Annotated in this window: 1 protein-coding gene; it reads right to left on the bottom strand. The window is 63.5% G+C overall.

The annotated features are described in order from the left end of the window. The coding region (locus IB262_RS35470; RefSeq protein ID WP_210333438.1) for a VCBS domain-containing protein at window positions 1-603 on the bottom strand (603 nt) is incomplete at both ends.

Here is a 603-nt window from a genome sequence, read left to right as displayed (position 1 = left end):
ACCGCTCTGCACGCCCGAAGTGATGACCGGTGCGTCGTTGGTGCCGGTGATCACGATCGTCACGGTCTGGATCGCCGTGCCGCCATGACCGTCATTGATGGTCACATCATAGGTCTGCGTCAGCGACTGGCCGGCCTGCAGCGAGTCAATGACACCGTCAGCAACCTTGAAGGTCCAGCCGACCGAGTTGCCCGACTGGTTGACCGGGTCGAGCGCGAACTTGCCGAGATAGCCTTCGCCGTTCGCCTTGAAGCTGGCGCTGTGGGTGTCCAGCGTGTCGACATCGGTAAAAGCCACCTTGCCGGCGTTGACGTGCACCACTGAGTTCTCGCCGGCCGCACCGTCGCCGCGCTCTGTCACCACGGCGCTCTGCGTGCCGGAGGTGATGACCGGTGCATCGTTCGTCCCGGTGATCGCGATCGTAACGGTCTGCGCCACGATACCGCCATGGCCGTCATTGACGAACACGGTGTACTTCTGCGTCAGCGTCTGGCCGGCCTGCAGCGAGTCCAGCACGCCGTCGGCGACCTTGAAGTTCCAGCCGATCCTGTCAGCTGCCTGATCGACCGCATCCAGCGAGAAGGTACCGAGATAACCACGGCC

Origin of the sequence: Ensifer sp. ENS02 (assembly GCF_014851885.1) — a bacterium.
GTDB classification, from domain to species: Bacteria; Pseudomonadota; Alphaproteobacteria; order Rhizobiales; family Rhizobiaceae; genus Ensifer; species Ensifer adhaerens.
The sequence above is the reverse complement of the archived record's forward strand: the minus strand, read 5'-3'. Positions and strand labels throughout refer to the sequence as shown.